Source organism: Nonomuraea jabiensis, from assembly GCF_014204795.1.
GTDB classification, from domain to species: Bacteria; Actinomycetota; Actinomycetes; order Streptosporangiales; family Streptosporangiaceae; genus Nonomuraea; species Nonomuraea jabiensis.
In genome coordinates this window covers 8573178-8585817 of record NZ_JACHMB010000001.1, presented here as the reverse complement: position 1 = coordinate 8585817, position 12640 = coordinate 8573178, and the positions used below count along the sequence as shown (strand labels likewise).

Annotated in this window: 11 protein-coding genes and 1 pseudogene; 9 read left to right on the top strand and 3 right to left on the bottom strand. The window is 71.4% G+C overall.

What is annotated here, in order from left to right; genetic code table 11:
* The first annotated feature begins 128 nt into the window (after positions 1-128).
* Together HD596_RS39115 and HD596_RS66270 are read left to right on the top strand one after the other, a co-directional pair.
* Positions 129-1034 carry a LysR family transcriptional regulator gene (locus tag HD596_RS39115; protein ID WP_185074494.1) on the top strand — a complete coding sequence of 302 codons (906 nt, stop codon included), beginning with the start codon at positions 129-131 and terminating at the stop codon, positions 1032-1034.
* A pseudogene (locus HD596_RS66270) lies at positions 1034-1141 on the top strand (YdeI/OmpD-associated family protein); the annotation flags it as partial. The gene HD596_RS39115 and the pseudogene HD596_RS66270, both read left to right, overlap by 1 nt.
* 462 nt (positions 1142-1603) lie before the next feature.
* Here HD596_RS66270 and HD596_RS39110 read toward each other — a convergent pair.
* Complete coding sequence (locus HD596_RS39110) at positions 1604-2323, bottom strand: aminoglycoside phosphotransferase family protein (protein WP_185074493.1); 720 nt, start codon at positions 2321-2323, stop codon at positions 1604-1606.
* Between the two features lie 69 nt (positions 2324-2392).
* Here HD596_RS39110 and HD596_RS39105 point away from each other — a divergent pair, with 69 nt between their 5' ends.
* Complete coding sequence (locus tag HD596_RS39105) at positions 2393-3214, top strand: aminoglycoside phosphotransferase (RefSeq protein ID WP_185074492.1); 822 nt, start codon at positions 2393-2395, stop codon at positions 3212-3214.
* A gap of 639 nt (positions 3215-3853) precedes the next feature.
* A complete protein-coding gene (locus tag HD596_RS39100; protein ID WP_185074491.1) occupies positions 3854-4255 on the top strand; it encodes a hypothetical protein in 402 nt (133 codons plus the stop codon).
* A 543-nt stretch (positions 4256-4798) separates the two neighbouring features.
* Here the strand turns inward: HD596_RS39100 and HD596_RS39095 are convergent.
* Together HD596_RS39095 and HD596_RS39090 are read right to left on the bottom strand one after the other, a co-directional pair.
* A complete protein-coding gene (locus HD596_RS39095; protein WP_185074490.1) occupies positions 4799-6001 on the bottom strand; it encodes a hypothetical protein in 1203 nt (400 codons plus the stop codon).
* Positions 6002-6109: 108 nt separating this feature from the next.
* Positions 6110-6385: a hypothetical protein gene (locus tag HD596_RS39090; protein WP_185074489.1), complete on the bottom strand. Its 276-nt coding sequence runs from the start codon at positions 6383-6385 to the stop codon at positions 6110-6112.
* A 323-nt stretch (positions 6386-6708) separates the two neighbouring features.
* Here HD596_RS39090 and HD596_RS39085 point away from each other — a divergent pair, with 323 nt between their 5' ends.
* The 5 genes from HD596_RS39085 (at position 6709) to HD596_RS39065 (ending at position 12600) form a co-directional block, all read left to right on the top strand.
* Positions 6709-7956 carry an MFS transporter gene (locus HD596_RS39085; protein WP_185074488.1) on the top strand — a complete coding sequence of 416 codons (1248 nt, stop codon included), beginning with the start codon at positions 6709-6711 and terminating at the stop codon, positions 7954-7956.
* Positions 7957-8076: 120 nt separating this feature from the next.
* Positions 8077-8832: a maleylpyruvate isomerase family mycothiol-dependent enzyme gene (locus tag HD596_RS39080; RefSeq protein WP_185074487.1), complete on the top strand. Its 756-nt coding sequence runs from the start codon at positions 8077-8079 to the stop codon at positions 8830-8832.
* 10 nt (positions 8833-8842) lie between these two features.
* On the top strand, positions 8843-9730 hold the full coding sequence (locus HD596_RS39075; RefSeq protein WP_185074486.1) for a phosphotransferase family protein: 888 nt from the start codon (positions 8843-8845) through the stop codon (positions 9728-9730).
* A 79-nt stretch (positions 9731-9809) separates the two neighbouring features.
* On the top strand, positions 9810-11117 hold the full coding sequence (locus tag HD596_RS39070) for a vanadium-dependent haloperoxidase (RefSeq protein ID WP_185074485.1): 1308 nt from the start codon (positions 9810-9812) through the stop codon (positions 11115-11117).
* A gap of 271 nt (positions 11118-11388) precedes the next feature.
* A complete protein-coding gene (locus tag HD596_RS39065; protein WP_185074484.1) occupies positions 11389-12600 on the top strand; it encodes a S1 family peptidase in 1212 nt (403 codons plus the stop codon).
* The last annotated feature ends 40 nt before the right edge of the window (positions 12601-12640 follow it).

Here is a 12640-nt window from a genome sequence, read left to right as displayed (position 1 = left end):
AACGTGGTTGCGGACATGCGAAACCCCCGGGTTCGGAGATGGGTGATGAGTCGAGCGGAGGCCTCCCGCGGAATTCACCGTAAACTCGGCCGTGACTTAACCTCAAATGCATCTTTTTCAGGTGATATATGCGTCAGACGCAACCGAGTCTGGACCTGCTGATCGCGCTGGACGTCCTGCTGGAGGAGGGCAGCGTCTCGGCCGCCGCGCAGCGGCTGCACCTGTCGGAGCCGGCCATGAGCCGTACGCTCGGCCGCATCCGCAAGGCGATGGGCGATCCCGTGCTGGTGCGCTCGGGGCGGCAGATGGTGCCCACGCCGCGGGCGCTGGCCGTGCGGGAGGAGGTACGGGCGCTGGTCGAGGCGGCCAGGAAGGTGTTCACGCCGCCGGGCCGGCTGGACCCGGCCACGCTCGTACGGCGCTTCACGATCCTGGCCTCGGACGCGGTGATCACGGCCATGGGCGTGGCGCTGCTGACGGAGGCGGCCACGTCGGCTCCCGGGGTGCGTTTCCACTTCATTCCCGAGGGGTACGGCGACGCGCAAGCGCTGCGTGACGGGAGCGCCGACCTGGAGGTGACCGTGATCTCGGACCCGGCGCCGGAGACGCGGGTCGAGCCGATCGTGACGGACCGGGCGGTGGGCGTCGTCCGTCCCGGGCACCCGCTGCTCGACGGGCCGGTCACGGCGGAGCGGCTGGCGGCGGCCGAGCACGTGATCGCCACCCGGCGGGGCCGCGACGAGGGCCCGGTGGACGAGATCCTGGCCGGCATGGGGCTGACGCGCCGGATCGCGGGCTCGGTGCCGACGTTCGAGGCGTCGCTGCTGGCGGTGCGGCAGTCCGACCTGGTGGGGATGACGCCGGAACGGCTGACCCGGCCGCTGGTGGAGGCCTTGGGGCTGGCGACGTTCCCGATCCCGTTCGCGTTGCCGGAGATGACGGTGTCGCAGGCGTGGCATCCCCGTTACGACGTGGACCCCGCGCACGTGTGGCTGCGCGAGCTCGTACGCGAGGTTCTCGGCCGGCACGTCTGATGCCCACCAGCCTCACCTACGAGCAGGCCCCGCAGGAGGCGCTGTGCTACGGGTGGATCGACGGCATGGCCCGCCGCCGCGACGAGTCCACCTACTGCCCGAAGGCCGCCTCCCGGCACCGTCTGACGGCTGGCGGCCACCGCCGGGGGCGGTGGCCGGCGATCCGGTTCAGGCGACCTTGGAAGAGCTCGCCGTCCAGGTGTTACAGGCGCCCGGCTTGCCGGACTTGTAGCCCTTGTCGAGCCAGTAGAGCCGGTTGGCGCGCCGAGACGGTGACCATGTCGAGTGCGGGCAGCAAGGTGGTCGCGGTGCTGGAGGACTACGCCGGCAACAAGGCCACGACGGTGCTGCGCGGCAACTGACACGCCAGGGGCGCCGCGGCCTTCGCGGCGCCCCTCACCGCGGTGCGGACGGCAGCAGTTGGTGCCCGCGCCCAGCACGACGGCGCGTCCACCAGCGGTTGGTGCCGGTGCTGACGCTCAGCACCGCAGCGCCCGTGCCGCTGCGGCTTTCGACGCCGCCCCTACCGCAGTGCGTCCAGCAGCAGCGCGCGGCTTTCGCGGTGGGCCTTACCTCAGTGCGGACAGCAAGAGCGCCCGGTGCCGCCGCACGAACGCGCGGTCGGCCGTGGCCCAGGCGACGGCCGCCTCCGCGTGGTGGCGGCGTGCGGCGGTGAGCGTCGGGTTGTCGAGGTTGGCCGTCTCGGCGTCGACGATGCGCGACTGCGCGCCCTCCATCGCGTCCAGGAGCCGCGCCGCTTCGACCGGGCCGTAGCCGTCGCGCAGCTCCCGCAGGTGCCCGGCCTGCTCGACCGGCGGCACCCCGGCCTGCGACAGGATGCACCAGGTCCACGCCATGTACCCCAGGTCCTCGAGCCGGTCGCCGGGACGGCAGGACGACCAGTCGATGAACGCCACCGGCAGGCCCTGCCGGAAGATGGTGTTGAACGGGCCGGGGTCGCCGTGGATCACGCACTCCCGCCCGGCGGCCAGGACGTGCCCGGCGGTCGCCTCGTGCAGCTCGCGCAGCATCCGCCCGCCGGCCGCGTACGCGCCGGGCGCCCGCTGTGCGGGGTGGTCGGTGGTGGTGCCGGGGACGAAGGTCAGGATGTCCCGGCCCTGCTCGTCGATGCCGAGGTGGCGTGGCGCGTGGGGGTAGTCGGCCGACTCCAGCCGGGCGAGCACCCGTGCGGCGAACGCGGCCCCGGCGTCGCGGGCGCGCCGGACCGTGTCGCCGACCCGTACGACTTCCGTGGCGTTGTTCCCGCCGGTGAGCGGTTCCTCGGTCATGACGACCATGGTGCCCTCAGCCGGAAATCGGGGTGCGTGGCGGACCGGCCATCCGGCACGATGGCCACCATGATCTTGGGGATGGTGACGGAGCCGCCGCCCGGCATGCTGGCGGCGTTCGGGCTGGCCGCGCCCGTCCGCCCGCTCGCCGGCGGCCGGGGACGGAGCTTCCGGGCCGGGGACGCGGTCGTGAAACCCGTGGACAGCGTGGAGGAGGCGGAATGGTCGGCGCGGGTGTTCGCGGGCCTGTCCCCCGCGGCCGGTTTCCGGGTCCCTCGCCCGCTCCGCTCCCGCGACGGGGCCTACGTGGTCGAGGGATGGACGGCTTCGGAGTTCCTGGAAGGCCGGGAGGGGCCCGCCGGGAGGTGGGAGTCGCTGATCGCCGCCGGCAGGGCGTTCCATCGGGAGCTGCGGCACCTCCCGCGCCCGGCCCTGCTCGACCGGCGCGACGATCCGTGGGCGGCCGCTGATCGCATCGCCTGGGGCGAGGCGGCTCCGCCTCGGTCGTCCAACGCCGATGAGCTGCTGGCCAGGCTGGGCGAGCTCGCCGGTCCCGTGGCGGCTCCCAGCCAGCTCGTTCACGGGGATCTGACCGGGAACGTGCTGTTCCATCCCGGACGGCCACCCGTCGTGATCGACTTCTCGCCGTACTGGCGGCCGGTCGGGTACGCCGAGGCCGTCGTGGTCGCGGACGGGCTGCTCTACCACCGCGCGGACCCGGAGCTCGTCGAGGCCGTCCTGCCCGGCCGCGAAGGGCTTCACCTGCTGGCACGCGCGCTCATCTTCCGGCTGGCCACGACGGTCGTCTGGGCGGGCCGCGTTCCCGAGGACGAGCTGACCCGCTTCGCGTGCGTCACTCACCTCGTGGAAGAGCGCGTCCTCAGGGAGTGAGGACGACCGTCGGCGTGGCGAACACGCGCCGATGGCCGCATCCCGCGCACGATCCGCAGCCGCGCCGCAGCCACGCCGGAGGTGCTCGCGCAGTGCCGACGCTCGTGCCGACGCGGGGTCGGCGCGGTGCCGACGCGGGGCCGGAAATTGGGCGGCGTGGCCTGGACCGGGAGGGATAGTGTTGCGCGCGTGATTTCCTCCCGCCTCGGCGCATACCGATCATCCCAGGCAGGCCCCGTGGGCGATGCGCGCTGACGCGCGGCCGAAGGCGCTGTCGGACGCCTGAGATCACAGGCGACGGTGAGCGGTCCGTCGACCAGGAGCGCCGCCAGGCAGTGGCGAGCGGCTGGCCCGAACCGCAGGTCCTGCGCATCACCCCGGACCGGCAACCGCACCCGGGCGTGCCCGATGCCCTGCACGCGCTGGTCACCTGGCGATCGCTCTGGTCGCAAACCCAGATGAGCTGAACCAGCACCGGCCTGGTTGATGCGGCCGGACCTCCTCTGCCGCTACCGTCACCACTGAGCCGGGCTCCGACCTGGTAACGAGGCTAGGCTCTCACGTATTGGGATGTAGCCGCGAAGGGATCCGATCATCACCAGCGACTCTGTCACTCCGCGGGAGGAGCGGTCAAAACCGGTGCGCCGCCGAGTCACCGAAGCAGCCGTCCTGAGCGCCCATGCCCAGAGCCCGGCCGACGTCGCCCAGTGGACCTGCCGGCATGGTCAGCATGCCAGGCACGGCTGCGTCGCCTGCTATCACGCCAGTGCCGACGTCGATCCTGCAGAGCCGCTGTGGGAGGTCGCGGCGTGGTTCACCACCGAGCGGCCGATTCCCATCAGGGCGCTGCAGGACGTGCACCGCCACGACCGCGGCCTCACTCTCACCCAGCCGTCGACGCCCCTTGTCTACCTTCTGAGCGCACGTGTCAGAGCGGCACTGGGCTCGGAAGCGGTGGCGGGGGTGGTGGGGTTTCTGGTGCAGAACCGGCACATCGTCGACGAGTTCACCGTGACGGAGATCCGCGCCACCCACTCCTGAACTTGCCGTCCTGGGACGGACCCCCGACTCTGGAGTCCCTGCGCGAGGAACCGCATCCAGCGTCCCTCGCGCTCCGGTCGGGGGCAGCGGGCGGGCCCGCCCCCCGATGCGGGCTCGCGCGAAGGCCTTCCTTCAAAGCGCGCGGGTACTCGGACTCCTCATCCTGTAGTTGAAGGAATCCGTGCGCGGGTGCAGGCGCAGGTCCTCGAACGCAGACGAGTTCCTGACAGGCGCCTCACCATAGCGGAGCGTTCCTTCCGATCGGCGTGCGTCTCCTCAAGCGGTGGGTGACCCTTTAGTCGAGCGGCAGGGTCGTCTCCCGAGGGCCGACTCCCGTACCGGGATGGGCCCGATGCGCTCGTCGGCGCGGCCGGGCTCCGCATCCCGAGGTCCGAGGAGATCGTGCTCGATGCCGTGGGGCCGGCGAAGGAGCCCCTGCGGCGCCGATCGTCCCCATGCCCGCCACAGCGCGGTAGCGCGCAGGGCGTTCGACGCAGCGGTCAGCTCGCGCACCTCACCCCACGCCATCGCAGGCAGGAAGGTTCAGCCGGTGACCCGGGCCAGGAACTGGCCCTTGGCGTACTCGTCGGTCTCCCGGGTGCCGTAGCCGGTGGCCCACAGGCCGCCGCCCGGCACAGCGCCGAGCTGCTTGATCCGGTAGTCGTCGAGCAGCGGCGGTTTCGGCGCCTGCTGCCAGGCCGTGCCGTCCCAGCGCAGCAACACACCGACGCTGCGCGCGGTGGCGTCGTCCTGCCCGCTGCCTCCGGCCCACACCTCGGTGCCGTTCCAGGCCAGCGAAGTGACGGAGGATCCGTACCAGCCAGTGGTCGCCGGGACCGGCGTCACCGTCCACTCGCCACCGTTCCAACGCATGGCGAACGCCTCGCGCTTCTTGACCGAAAAGCCGTTGGCCTCGTAGGTGGTCCGCTGACCGGCCGCCCACACCTCGCCGGGCCGCGCGGCCACCGCGTCCAGGGTGGTCTCGACCAGCGCTTCCTTCGGCGGATCCGGCAGCCGGGACCAGGTGTGGCCGTCCCAGTGCAGCACCAGGGTGTGCGCATCGGCGCTCGGCCCGTAGCGGTTGGTGGTGCCGACCGCCCAGACGTCGTCCGGCGCCAGAGCATGCACCGCGCTCAGGTCGGTGTTGCCCGCGAGCGGCGGGAGGCTCATCTTCTGCCAGGCGGTACCGTTCCAGCGGATCACACCCGCCGTGGAAACCTCACCACTCGACTGCTCGGACCTGCCGACCGCGAAGGCAGTGCCACCCACCGCGGCGACATCATCAAGGTAGAAAGGGTTGTTCTGTTCGGTCGGGTACGGAATGAGGGTCCAGGCCGTACCGTCCCAGTGGTAGGCAATGGTCGAACCGGTGGCCCACACGTCGTTCTCCGCGGCGGCCGACACCGAGGTCAGCGCGCCCCGGCAGGTGATATCCGGCCGGTCGTTCACCCATTTCTGACCGTTCCAGCGGAACAGGTCGGGGCAGACCACACCCGGCGGCGGATACGGCCGGCCCTCCATCCGCACCTGCCCCACAGCCCAAGCTTGGGCGCCACTCAGCGCGGCGACATCGTTGAGTTCCTTGAGCTGCTTCTCGGATTCGGTGTACCCGTAGGGAAAGGACAGGTGGTCCCAGACCGGCGCAGCCGTCGCACCCGCCGGGGCCGCGGTCGCCAGGCCCGCGGTGAGCGCGACCGCGCCGAGAATTCTGCTGGACGTCAGGGATAATATGTTTCGCTTGGTCACGAACGCTTTCGTACCATCGCCGGTCAGCCGCGCACATGGCCCAGGGAATGCGTAGGGGACCCGTGGTGGAATCGTAGGGGGCCCTAGGGGGTGCCCCACTGGCGTCCATTACCCGCCGCGGCCAGACTGCCACAGGTCCGGCACGCGGCCCGCGCCGTGGTGGGTCGGCTGGCCTGCGTACGGGCTGCCCGTGGTCGCGTCGCGGGTCAGGCTCACCACGGCGTGCCGCCACCAGTCGCGTTCGGCGATCTCGGGGCTGTGCTCGCCGTGCTCGACGGCGTGCGCGCCGAGCTGGGCGACGTCGGCGGCCGGGGCGAGCTCCGTCGTGGCGGTCGCCGCCCAGCGGCCACGCAGCACCACGGCGTGCCGGGCGGCCTTGGCCATGCTGTCGAGGTTCCGAGGACGAGCTGGCCCGGTTTGCGGGCGTCGCTCATCTCGTGGAAGACCGCGTCCTCAGGGAGTGAGGACGACCCGTCGGCGTGGCGAACACGCGCCGATGGCCGCATCCGCGCACGATCCGCAGCCGCGCCGCAGCCGCGCCGGAGGTGCTCGCGCGGGGCCGACGCGGTGCCGACGCGGGGCCGACGCGGGGCCGACGCGGGGCCGGAAAATGAGCGGCGTGGCCTGGACCGGGAGGGATAGTGTTGCGCGCGTGATTTCCTCCCGCCTCGGCGCATACCGATCATCCCAGGCAGGCCCCGTGGGCGATGCGCGCTGACGCGCGGCCGGTGAGCCGGTCGCTGTGGCGAGACCGTGACTTCCTGATCTTCTGGTGTGCCCAGACGCTGTCCGTGGCGGGCGACTCGTTCGCGCTCATCGCGGTGCCCCTCCTCATCCTCGACGTCACCGGCTCCGTCGCCCAGATGGGGCTGCTCACCGGCGTGTCCGGGGCGGCGTCGGTGGCGGCCGGGGTGTTCGCGGGGGTGCTCGCCGACCGGTTCGACCGGCGCAGGCTGCTCATCGCCTGCGACGTCATCCGGCTCCTGCTGTACGTCGCGATCCCGGTGGCCTGGACGTTCGGACAGCACGTCTGGCTGCTGTACGCGGTGCTGCCGCTGGCCGCCGCCGTGGGCATGGTCTTCCAGGTCACGTACGTCGCGGCGGTCCGCGGCCTGGCCGGCGAGAAACGCGTCACCGAGGCCAACAGCATGCTGTACGCCACGGCCGCCGCGGCAGGCATCCTCGGCCCCACCCTGGCCGGGGTGGTCAGCGGCCACCTGGGCCCGACCGCCGCGATCGCCATCAACGCCGCCAGCTTCGGGCTGTCCGCGCTCGGCGTCCTGCTGACCCACGCCTCCCGGTACGCCGTCGAGACCGTCGAGCCGGTGGAGCCCACGCCCGGCCGGCGGCCGTGGCGGGAGCTGCTGGCCGGGGCGGAGTTCCTGCTCCGGCACCCGGTGCTGCGCACACTGACCATCCTGCTGTCGTTCTTCATCTTCATGACGCTCGGGCTGACAGACATCGTCATCTACCGGCTCAAGCACGACCTCGGCCAGCCGGACTCCGTGGTGGGCGTCGTGCTGGGGGTCGGGGCGGTCGGCACGATGGCCGGTTCGGCGCTGGTGGCGCGGATGCGGCGGATGCTCGGGTTCGGGCCCTTGTGGATCGGGGCGCAGATCGTGTCGGGCCTCGCCATCCTCAGCCTCGGGCTGGCCGGCTCCGTGTGGGGCGTAGCCGCCATCATGGCCCTCTACCTGGCGTGCGTGAGCCTGGCCGGCATCAACTCCATGTCGCTGCGGCAGCAGGTGACACCCCCGCACCTGCTGGGCCGGGTGACGTCGGCGTTCTGGACCATCCACTTCTCGCTCGGTCCGGTGGGCGCGGCCGCGCTCGGCTGGGGCGCCGCGCGCTACGGCGCGACGACGGTGTTCGTCGTCGCGGGGGCGTCCTGCCTGCTGCTGGCGCTGATCGCGCTCGCCACACCGGTACGCCAGCGCCACCCCGAGAAAACCTGAGCTCGTGCCCGCCGGCCTCGCGCGACGGCTGTGGCGCGAGGTGCTTCAAGCCCTCAGCTCGATCCCCGCGCGCCGGAAAGCGATTGCTGAGGCTGCCTGATCGCCTCTAGGGTGGCGGGCATGTCCCTGTTGAGCTACGACCGGATGCGGGCCGAGATCGCCGGGCAGACCGAGCTGCTGCGATCGCTGATCAAGAACGCGGACATGAAGACGCCCGTGCCCACCTGCCCCGGGTGGTCTCTGGGGCAGTTGCTGCGGCACGTCGGCGAGGTGCATCGCTGGATGGAGACGGTCGTGGCGACGCGGTCCGTGGACCCGGTCTCCGACGAGCGGATCAACGACCTCGACGCGTACACGGACGAGGTGGCGAGCGAGCTCGACCCCTGGCTCGGGGAGGGCGCGGAGCGGCTGGCGCAGACGTTGCAAGGGGCCGAGGGGCCGGTGTGGACGCCGCAGGGGCTGGACACGCCGGCGTTCTGGGCGCGGCGGGCGCTGTTCGAGACCGTGCTGCACCGGGCCGACGCCGCGTTCGCCCTGGGCGCCGGCTTCGAGGTGGACGACGAGGTCGCCGCCGAAGGGCTGGAGGAGTGGCTGGGGTTCAGCTGCGTGCCGGAGGCGTACGAGGGGCACGGGCTGCTCGGCCCCGGGCGGGCGCTGAGCTTCAACGGCGAGTGGCTGGTCGACCTCGGCGGGGACGCGCCCGCCTGGAGGCGCGGGCAGGGGGACGCCTCCGTGGCGGTTCGCGGGCCGGTGAGCGAGCTGCTGCTGTTCGTCTACCGGCGGCCCGCGCCGCAGGTCGAGATCTCCGGGGATTCGGCGCTGCTGGAGCGGTGGCTGGAGCGGTCCGGGTTCTGGCTGGAGGAGGAGGACGGCTGAGTCCGGCCCCATGAGCAGGCCCAGCCTGGAGGAGCGCCTGGCCGGCCTCGGCATCACGGGCCTCGAACCGCTGGGGCGGGGCCTGGAGTTCTCCGTCTTCGTCGGCCGGCCGGCCGACGGCGGGGGCCCGGTCGCCGTCCGCGTCGGCGAGCGCCGCTTCGACTCCAACGCCAACGACCCTCGGGTGGACACCCGCGCCCTGCTGCGCCAGGAACACCGGCTCACCCGCCTGCTGAGCGACCACGGGCTCCCCGTGGCCGAGCCCGTCGCACTCGTCCTCGCCGAGACCCCCGCCGAGCCGGACCTCCTGATCAGCCGCTACGTGGAGGACGACGGATCGGAGCTGGACTCCTTCCAGCTCGGCGAGCTCCTGGCGCGCCTCCACGCGCTCCCGCTCCCCGGACCGCGACCCGTCGCCGCCGAACACCTGCCGGCGCCCCGGCTCCTGGTCGGCCGAATCCTGCGCCGCTGGAGGGAGATCGGCCGCCTCAGGGACGGCTGGCCACCGCCGCCCTCCCCCGGACGGCTGCTCCCGATCGCCGCGCCGCTCAGCCGTGGCGCCCTGCTCCACCTGGACGTCCGCAGGGCGAACGTCCGCTGCCACCAGGGCCGGGTACGCGCCCTCCTCGACTGGTCGAACGCCCTGCACGCCCACCCCGCCCTGGAGTTCGGACGCCTGGGAGAGTTCGCCAGGCTCCCGGAGAACCAGCTCGACCTCGAGGCGCTGCGCGCCGGCTACGCGCGTCACGCCGAGCCCCCGCCCGACGCCGGGCCGCTGGCGCTGCTGTGCCGGCTGGACGCGGCGGTGATGCTCGCCCTCGTCTTCCTCTCCGAGTCACCCGACCCCGCCCGCGCGGACACCGCCGTACGACGCGTCCTCGAGCTGGCCGCGCCGTGAGGTCAGGCCGGCCTGGTTGCCGACGTGGCGGTTGTTCGAGCACTGGCTCGAACAGCGGCAGCCGGAGTAGTTTCCCAGCATGGTCAAATTACGTTACGCCGGATGGACAGGCGTCCTCCGGCGCAAGGCCGTTCACTTATCCGTCGCCGGAGTCATCGCCGTCGGGTCTCCGACCGGACTCGGCTCGTCGTTCGCGAACGCGTCGACTCCGGACACGCCTCCCAATGCCGTCATCGTCTGGGACAGAAACGCCCAGACGGCGATCTGGGACGTTGCCGGCCAGCAACCACAGGTCCAGGCGCGCAGCTTCGCGATGGTCCACGGAGCTGTGTACGACGCCGTGAACGCGATCGCCGGCACGCCCTATCAGCCATACCTGATCGCGCCGCCTGCCGATGGGACCGAGTCGACGGACGCCGCCGTCGCGACCGCGGGCTTCCTCGTGCTGAACGCTCTGTTCCCGGAACAGCAAGCGAGGCTGAAGACGCAGTACGACGAGGCGCTGGCCGTGATTCCCGACGGTACCGCCAAGCAGCGCGGAATCACCGTGGGCACTCAGGCGGCCACTGCGATGAACGCCGCACGGCAGAACGACGGCGCGTTCGGAGACCAGACCTGGACCGTGGGCACCCAGCCCGGTCAGTGGCGGCCGGCGCCACCCGCGTTCGCCTCCGACGGAGCCTGGGTCGGTGACCTCAAACCGTTCCTTCTCCGCAGCGCCTCCATGTTCCGCACGTCCGGCCCGCCCTCGCTCACCAGCCGCCGGTACGCCCGGGACTTCAACGAGGTCAAGTCCATCGGCTCGGCGACCAGCACGGTCAGGACGGCCGACCAGACACAAGCCGCGATCTGGTGGCACGACCGGCACCTGGCCGAATGGGAGATCAAGCGCCAGCTGGCGACGAAGCGGCAGCTGAACACGTTGCAGACGGCGCGGATGTTCGCGATGGTCGACCTGGCCGAAGCCGACGCCACGATCGCCTGCTACAACGAGAAGGCAGCCTGGAACTTCTGGCGGCCGGTCACCGCGATCCGCCTGGCCGACACCGACGGCAATCCGGGCACGGCGGCCGATCCCGGCTGGACGCCGTTGCTCGTCACACCGCCGCACCCCGACTACACGTCCGGACATACCTGCTTCACGGCGGCGAGCATGTCGGCGCTGGCGTATTTCTTCGGCCGCGACGACATCCCCTTCAGCGGCTACAGCGCCGCCTCGGGTACCACCAGGTATTTCCGCAGTTTCTCGCAGGCGCTGGCCGAGGTCGTCGAAGCCCGCATCTGGGGCGGAATCCATACCCGAACGGCCGACGTCGAAGGCGCGAAGATCGGCAAGAAAGTCACTGCTTTCATGGTCGCGCACTACTTCAGACCGAAGAGGAAATGACCTCGGCACCCGCCTGCTCGCGCGAGGCCGCGGACGCGGTGGAGGCCGGCCTCGAACGGATCGTCGCCCTGCTCACCGAAGATCCACCTCGCGGCCGGTTACCTATTCCAGCGGGCCGGCGTGCACGGTTTTTGAGGCTACGCTCCTCATTCGATTTGCCTGCCATGTCCCTAGATTGGTCGCCATTCGGGCTCTCGGGAACGTGGAGGAACGCGTGCGCAGAAGAACCATAGGTCTGGCCACAGCCTTAGCTCTCACCGTGGTGAGCACCATGCCCGCAGCGGCGCTCGCCTCGGCGGCGCCGCCACCCGGGCCCGTGCTGCTGTCGCCGCAGCCGGCCGATGTCAAGACGTTGCCCGAGCCCACGGCACTGGCTCTGGACAGGGCGCGGAAGCTGGCCGAGCAGCACCCCGACGACTTCGGCGAGCCGTGGGTGGACCCGAAGACGGGCCAGGTGGTCCTCGGTACGGTGACCGGCACCGGCAACCGCCTGGCCGCCGATCAGGGGAAGGACGTTGTCCAGCGGCCGGTCACCCGGAGCAAGGCCGCACTGGAGAAGATCAAGGATGGCGCGATCGGGGAGCCGGCGGCGGACGTCCCCGATGCGCAGGCCATCCGGATGACCCGCATCGACGCCGAGCACAACCGGGTGATCGTCACGGTGAACAAGACCACCGACGCGATGCTCCAGGCGCTGACGGCACGGTACGGAGCCGACGCGTTCGCCGTCGAGGTCGATCCCGCCTTCAACCCCACGAAGTCCAGCCGCTCCGACGACGGACCCGACAACTGGGGCGGAGCCGCGGAGATGACGATCCGCCAGTCCCCCGACGGGAACGTGGTCGGATGCTCCTCCGGCATCCCCGTCTGGCTGCCGGGCGACAAGTCCGGGATGCTGACCGCGGGCCACTGCGCTCCCAAGGGCGGCTTCTTCTTCAACGGGAACGACACCGACTACATGGGCTGGGTCAGCGAGAACACCAGGGAGAACTGGTATGACGGGCGCGGATCCACGCTGTTGCCCGGCCAGAGTGAGTTCAGAGGCGACCTCGCGCTGATCGAGATCCCCAACGGGACCAGCGGCTACTACATTTACCGCGGATCCGTCAGCAACCCCTACACCTCGATCATCGGCCAGCTCGCGCCGCGCCGCGCCCAGGTGGGCGACACGTACTGCAACAGCGGCTACAAGAGGGGCGAGCTCTGCGGGTGGAAGGTCTACAACTACGGCATCAACATCAATTACAGCGGCGGTGAGACCGTCCGCAATGTCGTGGCCGGCTCCAAGACCGGCACGTGCACGGGCCACGGCGACTCGGGAGGCCCGACGTACTACGTCATGTCGAACGGCCGCGTTCAGGTGAAGGGCATCCACTCGGGCGGCAGCAACCTGGACGGCTCGGGCGACTGCCGGGAGTACTTCACCGACGTGTGGGACGCCCTCGACGCCTTCCCCGGCATCTTTCCCCGCGTGCTGCCCTGACTCTGGCCAGGGCGCCAAGAAGGCGGCACAATGATCAACT

Bases quoted from the DNA above. Each gene is read 5' to 3' on its own strand.
- HD596_RS39080 (WP_185074487.1), top strand. From the start codon at position 8,077: ATGTCCCTGTTGAGCTACGACCGGATGCGGGCCGAGATCGCCGGGCAG.
- HD596_RS39070 (WP_185074485.1), top strand. From the start codon at position 9,810: ATGGTCAAATTACGTTACGCCGGATGGACAGGCGTCCTCCGGCGCAAG.
- HD596_RS39075 (WP_185074486.1), top strand. From the start codon at position 8,843: ATGAGCAGGCCCAGCCTGGAGGAGCGCCTGGCCGGCCTCGGCATCACG.
- HD596_RS39110 (WP_185074493.1), bottom strand. From the start codon at position 2,323: ATGACCGAGGAACCGCTCACCGGCGGGAACAACGCCACGGAAGTCGTA.
- HD596_RS39090 (WP_185074489.1), bottom strand. From the start codon at position 6,385: ATGGCCAAGGCCGCCCGGCACGCCGTGGTGCTGCGTGGCCGCTGGGCG.
- HD596_RS39065 (WP_185074484.1), top strand. From the start codon at position 11,389: ATGCCCGCAGCGGCGCTCGCCTCGGCGGCGCCGCCACCCGGGCCCGTG.
- HD596_RS39115 (WP_185074494.1), top strand. From the start codon at position 129: ATGCGTCAGACGCAACCGAGTCTGGACCTGCTGATCGCGCTGGACGTC.
- HD596_RS39105 (WP_185074492.1), top strand. From the start codon at position 2,393: ATGATCTTGGGGATGGTGACGGAGCCGCCGCCCGGCATGCTGGCGGCG.
- HD596_RS39085 (WP_185074488.1), top strand. From the start codon at position 6,709: ATGCGCGCTGACGCGCGGCCGGTGAGCCGGTCGCTGTGGCGAGACCGT.